This is a genomic window from Pseudonocardia nigra (genome assembly GCF_019396355.1).
Lineage (GTDB): Bacteria > Actinomycetota > Actinomycetes > Mycobacteriales > Pseudonocardiaceae > Pseudonocardia > Pseudonocardia nigra.
Genome location: NZ_JAHKRK010000063.1, coordinates 26,443 through 33,296, shown reverse-complemented (window position 1 = coordinate 33,296; position 6,854 = coordinate 26,443). Strand labels below are relative to the sequence as shown.

The following is a 6,854-nucleotide window of genomic DNA, read 5'->3' as shown; positions in this document are numbered from 1 at the left end:
GGGGTTCCGCGGAACCGCATCCCGGCCTGGCCTGACACCTGGCCCCATCCCCACCCAGGAGCCCGCATGAACCACACGCCGACCCGGTCCCGCTCCCGAACCAGCCGTTCGACACCAGCCACCTAGGCCGTGTCCCGTGGGTCAGGGGCGATGGGCTTCGTGATCCAGATGGTTCCTGGCAAGGCGGAGGACCGGGGGACGGCAGCCGGCGGAGCCGGCGGGGTGGGTGAGGGGAAGCGCCGTCGTACCTGGCGTACCCGGGCCTGCCGACAACGCAGCCAGGGGCCATCTGGGCGCGAAGACCGCGTTCATGACCCGCGGGACGCGGCCTCGGGCGGGAGTTCGGGCTGGTGCGGCCGGGCGGTCCGCTCGCGCGGCGCGCTCCGCTCGGCACTGACGCGTGTCGGACCGTTCTGCTCGTTACGATCGCCACATGTCCACATCCCGCGGCCGCTCCGGGGGGCGGCGCGCGGGTCGCCCGCCCGACCGCCGTCGTCGCCTGCGCACGGTCGACGAGACCTCGGCCGGCGGGCTGGTGGTCGACCACGTCACGGGCACCGCGGCCGTGATCGGCAGGCTGGACCGCAGGGGGAGGCTCCTGTGGTCGCTGCCGAAGGGCCACATCGAGGCCGGGGAGACGGCCGAGCAGGCGGCGGTGCGCGAGGTCGAGGAAGAGACGGGCATCATCGGTCGGGTGGTCGCGCCACTGGGCACCATCGACTTCTGGTTCGTCGCGGAGGACCGCCGCGTGCACAAGACCGTGCACCACTTCCTGCTGCGCGCGCTCGGCGGGGAGCTGTCGGACGAGGACGTCGAGGTCGCCGAAGTGGCGTGGGTGCCGCTCGACGAGCTGGAGTCCCGGCTCGCCTATGCCGACGAGCGCCGGTTGATCCGGCGTGCCACCGAGCTGTTGGAGGACACCGCGTGAACCGGGTCGCGGCCCTGGTCGCGATCATTCTCATCCTGTTCGCGGCGCCGTTCGGCGGGGCGGCGCTCGCGGCGCCGTCCGCGCCTGCCCAGGACGTGCCCGTCGCCACGGGCGGGCCGCTGCGACTCGAGCTCACGCAGATGGTGCCGCGGATCGTCACCGCCACCGGGCCCGGCACGCTCACCGTCACCGGCACCCTCACCAACACCGGCGACGTCCCGGTGGACGAGCTCGTGATTCGGGTGCAGCGGGGCAACCCGCTCGACACCCAGGGCGACGTGCGCGACGCCCTGGACGGCAACGCGCGCACGGACGCGGTCACCCCGCAGTTCATCCCGTTGCCCGGCGTGCTCGCCCCGGGCGCCGAACTGCCGATCCAGCTGGCCGTGCCGCTGCGCGGGGCACCCGAGACGACCCTCGCCCTGTCCGCGACCGGCGTCCACGAGCTGCTCGTCAACGTCAACGGGGTGCCGGGCGACGGCGACCGGGCACGGCTCGCCGCGGCGCGGATGCTGCTGCCGGTGCTGTCGCTGCCGGCCGACCCGGCCACGCCCGACGCCATCCGGGACGCGCCGGCGAACGCGGGGCCCGCCACGCCGTTCGCGCTGCTCTACCCGATCGCCGACACCCCGCGCAGGCTCCCGACCGTCCCGGGGGAGCGCACCCTGCTCACCGACGACGACCTCGCCGCCTCCTTCGCCCCCGACGGCCGTCTCGGCGGGCTGGTCGCGGCGCTCGCCCAGACCGCCCCGGTGGGTTCGCGGGTGCGCGACGCCACCTGCCTCGCGATCGACCCCGACCTCGTCGAGACGGCGGAGGCGATGACGGCGGGCTACGACGTCCTGCTCCCGGACGGGACCAGGGTGCCCGGCACCGGGGCCGAGGCCGCCGGGCGCTGGCTTGCCGACCTCGTCGCGGTGGCGCGTGGCAGTTGTGTCATCGCGCTGCCCTACGCCGACGCCGACCTCGTGGCCCTCACCCGCGGTGAGCTCGGCGAGCTCGCCACCCGGGCCGTCACCGACGGGCGCGAGGTGCTGACCCGGCTGCTGCAGACCCCGGTCGTCGACGGCGGCATCTGGCCCGCCGACGGCGTGGTCGACGAGGCGACGCTGGAGCAGATCGCGCAGGCCGACGGCCGCTCGCTGCTGCTGTCCGCGGACTCCGTCGAGCAGGCGGGCTCGACGCGGAGCAGGGGGGTGCTGCCGATCGCCGGCAGCAGGCAGCCCCAGTTCGCCGTGTTGACCGATCCGCTGCTCGCCCGGGCGGCGGGCGGTCCGGCCGTGGGGACCACCCCCGTCATCGAGCGCGGGGCCGCGGCACCCGCCACCACGCTCGCGGGCACCGTCGGGCCGCTGGCCGCCCAGGACGTCATCGGCGCGCTCGCCTTCCGCACCGGCGAGGCGTCGCCGGGGTCGGCGGAGGGCCCGCGCGTGCTCGCCCCGCCCCACCACTGGGCCGCGGGCACCGCGGCGGCGCGCTCGCTGCTCGTCGCCGTCGACGAGCTGATCGACTCAGGCCGGCTCACCCCGGCCCGGCTCGGGGCCGTGCTGACCACCGGACCGCCTGCGGACGAGGGCGCGCAGCCCGTTGCGTACCCGATCCCGGCGAGTGGCCGCGAGGTCCCCGCGTCGGTCGTCGAGATCGTGCGCGCCACCGCCGACGACGTCGCGGACCTGCGGTCGGCCGCCGTGGAGGACTCGGCCGTCGGAGTGAGCCCCGACGAGGTCTTCGCCCCGTTGCAGCGCGGGCTCGTGTGGCCCACCTCGGCGGCGTGGCGGGGCCGACCGGAGGCGGCGATCGGCGCGGCGACGGCAGCCGACCTGCGGATCGACGAGCTGCGCAACATGGTCCGGGTTCTGGAGCCGCCCGGCCCGTACTCGCTGGGGACGTCCGACGCGCCGTTGTTGATCACGGTGGCGAACGGGCTCCCGTTCACCGTCCAGGTCCAGGTCGAGATCGCGCCGTCACCAGGGCTGCGGGTGGCTCCGATCCCGGTCCAGGAGGTGCCGCCGCTGGGGCGGCGCCAGGTGCAGGTCAGCGCCGAGGTGCTGCGGTCCGGCCGGTTCACCGTGCAGGCGGCGGTGCGCGCTCCGGCGGGGGAGCTGCTCGGCCCGCCGAGCCGGCTGCAGGTGCGCTCCACCGCCTACGGCACCATCACGGTGTGGCTGACGGGGAGCGCGGGCGTCCTGCTCGTGGTGCTGGCGGTCCGTCGGGTGCTGCGCCGGATCCGCGGCGAGCCGGGCAGGCACGCGGAGAACCGGCCGGACCAGCGGCGGGAGCTGAGCCAAGGGCCCCCCGGCGGATCGGGCGGGCCAGGAGGAGCCGGCGACCGGGGTGGAGGACCCCGGCCCGGACCGGGAGGCCTCCCACCAGGCGGGCGACCCGTTCCCGGACGCGGCCACGGACCGCCTCCCCACGGTCACCCCGCACCGCCATCGCAGGCCGCCCGGCCCGCCGCCGCCGCGCGTCCCCAGCCGCTGACGAACCCGGTCCCCGACGAGGCGGTGACCGAGCAGCTCCCGGCCGTGGGCGGCGCGAAGGAGCAGCCGTCGATCGGGCGGTCGACCAGCCTCATGGCGGTGGCCAGCCTGGTGAGCCGGATCACCGGCTTCCTGCGGCAGATCGCGCTGTTCGCCGTGCTCGGCGCGACGATCCTCAACGACTCGTACACGATCGCGAACACCCTGCCGAACATCGTCTACGAGCTGCTGCTCGGCGGCGTGCTGAGCAGCGTGCTGATCCCGCTGCTCGTGCGGGCCCAGAGCGAGGACGGCGATGGCGGGGAGGCCTACACCCGCAGGCTGCTCACGCTCACCGGCGTGGCGCTCCTGCTGGCCACCGCTGTGGCCATGGCGGCGGCGCCGCTGCTCGTGCGGGTCTACATCGGCGGGGAGACCACGAGCACCGCCGACCCGCAGCTGGCGACCACGCTCGCCTACATGCTGCTCCCGCAGATCCTGTTCTACGGGTTCGGGGCGCTGCTCGGTGCGATCCTCAACAGCCGCGGCGCCTTCGGTGCTTTCGCCTGGGCGCCCGTGCTGAACAACGTCGTGGTGATCGGCGTGGTCGGCGTCTACCTGGTGGTCCCGCAGGACGTCCGGCTGCTCGTGCTCGGCGTCGGGACCACGCTCGGGATCGTCGTGCAGGCGGTCGTGCTGGTGCCTGCGCTGCGGCGCATCGGGTTCCGGTACCGGCCGGTGTGGGGCTGGGACCCGCGGCTGACGAAGGCCGGCGGGCTCGCGCTGTGGACGGTGGTCTACGTCCTGGTCGGACAGGCCGGGCTCATCGTGACCTCGCAGGTGGCCACCGCGGCCGACGGCGGGGCCTACGCGATCTACAGCAATGCGTGGCTGCTGCTGCAGGTGCCCTACGGGGTGCTCGGGGTGTCGATCCTCACCGCGCTGATGCCGCGGATGAGCCGGGCCGCCGCCGAGGGCCGCACCCAGGACGTCGTGGCCGACCTCGCGTTGGGCAGCAGGCTCGCCGCGGTGTTCCTGGTGCCGATCTCGGTGCTGCTCACGATCTTCGGCACGCCGGTGGGCATCGCGCTGTTCGGGCTCCGCGAGGCCACCCTGGACGGCGCGGAGCAGCTCGGCACCGCGCTCGCCGTATCGGCGTTCGGGCTGCTGCCGTACGCGATCACGATGCTGCAGCTGCGGGTGTTCTACGCGCTCACCGACAGCCGCACGCCCACGCTCATCCAGCTGGTCACGGTCGCGACGAAGATCCCGCTGCTGCTGCTGTGCCCCGTGCTGCTGCCGCCGGAGGACGTCGTGCTGGGGCTGGTCGCGGCCAACAGTGTCTCGTTCGTGGCCGGAGCCGTGCTCGGCCAGGTGCTGCTGCGCCGCAGACTCGGCGCGCTCCCGACGGCGGCGGTGCTGGGCACGACGGGACGCACCCTCGCCGGATCGGTCGCCGCGGGCCTGCTGGCGCTCGGGGCGGTCACGCTGCTCGACGCACTGCTGCTCGCGGGACTCTCGCCGCTCGCCCGCGCCTGGACGGTCCTCGCGGTGGCGACGGCGGTGTTCGTACCCGCCACGGTGCTCGCCATGCGTCTGCTGCGGGTACGGGAACTCGACTCCGTGATCAGTAGACTCGAACGGCTCGTCGACCGGGCGAAACCTCGGCGTGGGGGCAGCCGCTGACGTAGGCTGAGCGCCGGGGGAAGCGGTTTGCGGGCGTCCCGGGGGAGGTCGGAGCAGTGAGTGATTTGGCGAGCCCACCATCAGGTGCGGCGGCGCCACGACGGGCGTCATCCCAGGGCTCCGACCCGGCGTCTCGTCCACTTGTACCCGAGCAGATGTCCCCTCAGGACACCCCCACCGTACGCACCCCTCCCGCCGCGGACGCGGCCACGGCACCGGCGGTCGCTCCCGCCACCTCCTCCGGCACCACCGCCGGCACCCAGCTCGCCGGGCGCTACCGGCTGCGCACGCGCGTCGGCTCCGATCCCGCCGCCGCCGCGGAGTTCTGGCGGGCCGAGGACTCGATCCTGCAGCGGGACGTCGCCATCACCGTACTGCGCAGGCCCACCGGCAACGACGACCCCGTCGTGGCCGCGCGGGCCGGCGAGATGGTGGTCCGCGCCATGCGTTCGGGCAGCTTCGAGCACGGCGGGTGCGCCCGGCTGCTCGACGTGCTGTCCCTCGGGGCGGCCGGTCTGCCCGCCGACGTGCTGGGCGCCGCGGTCACCGAGTGGGTGCCCGGGCGCAGCCTCGCCGAGGTCGTCGCCGACGGACTGATCAAGCCGCTGGCCGCGGCGCGCGCGGTGGCCCCGCTCGCCGCCGCCGCCGAGGCCGCCCACCGGCACGGCCTGGTGCTGGGCTGCGACCACCCGCAGCGCGTCCGGATCACCCCCGACGGGCAGGCGCAGCTGTGCTTCGCGCTGCCCAGGCCCGACGTCACACCCGCCGACGACGTCCGCGGCCTCGGGGCCGTCCTCTACACGCTCCTCACGTCACGGTGGCCGCTGTCGGACGCCGACGCGGCCCGCGCCGGGCTGGCCGCCGCCGACCGCACGTTCGCCGGCACGCTCATCCCGCCGTCGGAGCAGCGTCCCGGCGTGCCGGTGGAGCTCGACGCCCTCACGAGGGGAGCGCTCGGGCCCGACGGCGTTCCCGGCCACGTGCACACCGCGGCCGCGGTCCACCGGCTGCTCACCGAGGTCGTCGCCGAGCACGATCGGCTCGCGCTGTTCCCGCCGGCACACGACGGCGTCCCGTCGGCGCCGGGGGACGTGTGGCAGGACCGAGGCCGCGCCACCACGCCGCCGGACCCGGAGCGCAGGCGCAAGCTCATGATCGGGGTGGCTGCGCTCGGCGCCGCCGTGCTGATGGTGCTCGGGTACTTCGGGGTGCAGCTGACCTCGGTCTTCACCGACGGCGGCGAGCCGCCGATCGTCGTGCAGGGCGCTCCCGTCGAACCGTCGCAGGCCGGGCCGGTCACTCCACCTGCGGCCGCCGGAGCCGTGGTCGAGGTCGCCGGCGTGGACGTCTACGACAACGTGGGCGACCGCGACAACGCCGACCAGGTGGCCCGGGTGCTCGACGGCGACGGCGGAACCGCGTGGGCCACGTCCACCTACCAGCAGCAGTTTCCCGCGCTCAAGCCCGGCATCGGGATCATGGTGTCGTTCGAGTCGGCGGTTCAGCTGGCCGGGCTCGCCATCGAGTCGCCGAGCGCGGGCACCGTGGTCGAGGTGCGGTCCGCCCCATCGGCCGACGCCCCGCTCGCCGAGACCACCCCGATCACGGAGGTCACCCTCGAGCGCGGGCGCACGCCGGTCTCGCTGGCCGAGAGCCAGCCGGTCAACCACGTGCTCTTGTGGATCACCACGCTCGCCGATGTCGGCGAGGGGTACGCCAGCGAGATCAGCGAGATCGAGTTCCGGAGGGCGGGCGCGTAGCGGCGGCCTGCCGCAGGTTTT

Annotated in this window: 3 protein-coding genes; all 3 read left to right on the top strand. The window is 75.1% G+C overall.

The genetic code is table 11. From position 1 onward, the window contains the following. The first annotated feature begins 433 nt into the window (after positions 1-433). Positions 434-928: an NUDIX hydrolase gene (locus tag KME75_RS17770; RefSeq protein ID WP_219415953.1), complete on the top strand. Its 495-nt coding sequence runs from the start codon at positions 434-436 to the stop codon at positions 926-928. After that, a complete protein-coding gene (gene murJ / locus KME75_RS17765; protein ID WP_219415952.1) occupies positions 925-5,073 on the top strand; it encodes a murein biosynthesis integral membrane protein MurJ in 4,149 nt (1,382 codons plus the stop codon). Before KME75_RS17770 ends, murJ begins: the two co-directional genes overlap by 4 nt. A 155-nt stretch (positions 5,074-5,228) precedes the next feature. After that, a complete protein-coding gene (locus tag KME75_RS17760) occupies positions 5,229-6,833 on the top strand; it encodes a protein kinase family protein (RefSeq protein WP_219415951.1) in 1,605 nt (534 codons plus the stop codon). The last annotated feature ends 21 nt before the right edge of the window (positions 6,834-6,854 follow it).

Coding starts and splice junctions, on each gene's coding strand:
- KME75_RS17770 (WP_219415953.1), top strand. CDS start 434: ATGTCCACATCCCGCGGCCGCTCCGGGGGGCGGCGCGCGGGTCGCCCG.
- KME75_RS17760 (WP_219415951.1), top strand. CDS start 5,229: ATGTCCCCTCAGGACACCCCCACCGTACGCACCCCTCCCGCCGCGGAC.